Source organism: Klebsiella sp. JB_Kp031 (assembly GCF_040064295.1).
Taxonomy (GTDB): domain Bacteria; phylum Pseudomonadota; class Gammaproteobacteria; order Enterobacterales; family Enterobacteriaceae; genus Klebsiella; species Klebsiella quasipneumoniae.
Genome location: NZ_JBEAJW010000017.1, coordinates 1 through 799, shown reverse-complemented (window position 1 = coordinate 799; position 799 = coordinate 1). Strand labels below are relative to the sequence as shown.

The following is a 799-nucleotide window of genomic DNA, read 5'->3' as shown; positions in this document are numbered from 1 at the left end:
TGTTTCGTAAAACATCATCGTGTCGCGAAAATTTGAGAGACTCGAACACACATTAGCTGTGTGTCGTTTCAATTTTCAGCTTGATCCAGATTTTTAAAGAGCAAATATCTCAAACGTCACCCGAAGATGAGTTTTGAGATACATCGGCACGCGTCTTTCACTCACGAACCAGCAAGTGGCGTCCCCTAGGGGATTCGAACCCCTGTTACCGCCGTGAAAGGGCGGTGTCCTGGGCCTCTAGACGAAGGGGACACTGAAGTCTCAATCGCAAGACGCCTTGCTTCTTTACTTTCATCAGACAATCTGTGTGAGCACTGCAAAGGCAGGTTCTTTAAGGTAAGGAGGTGATCCAACCGCAGGTTCCCCTACGGTTACCTTGTTACGACTTCACCCCAGTCATGAATCACAAAGTGGTAAGCGCCCTCCCGAAGGTTAAGCTACCTACTTCTTTTGCAACCCACTCCCATGGTGTGACGGGCGGTGTGTACAAGGCCCGGGAACGTATTCACCGTAGCATTCTGATCTACGATTACTAGCGATTCCGACTTCATGGAGTCGAGTTGCAGACTCCAATCCGGACTACGACATACTTTATGAGGTCCGCTTGCTCTCGCGAGGTCGCTTCTCTTTGTATATGCCATTGTAGCACGTGTGTAGCCCTGGTCGTAAGGGCCATGATGACTTGACGTCATCCCCACCTTCCTCCAGTTTATCACTGGCAGTCTCCTTTGAGTTCCCGGCCGGACCGCTGGCAACAAAGGATAAGGGTTGCGCTCGTTGCGGGACTTAACCCAACATT

General features: G+C 50.4%; 1 tRNA gene and 1 rRNA gene. Both read right to left on the bottom strand.

Going from position 1 to position 799, the window contains the following annotated elements:
• Nucleotides 1–176 precede the first annotated feature (176 nt).
• A tRNA-Glu gene (locus tag ABLV64_RS05750) sits at nucleotides 177–252 on the bottom strand.
• Between the two features lie 85 nt (nucleotides 253–337).
• A 16S ribosomal RNA gene (locus ABLV64_RS05745) occupies nucleotides 338–799 on the bottom strand; the annotation flags it as partial.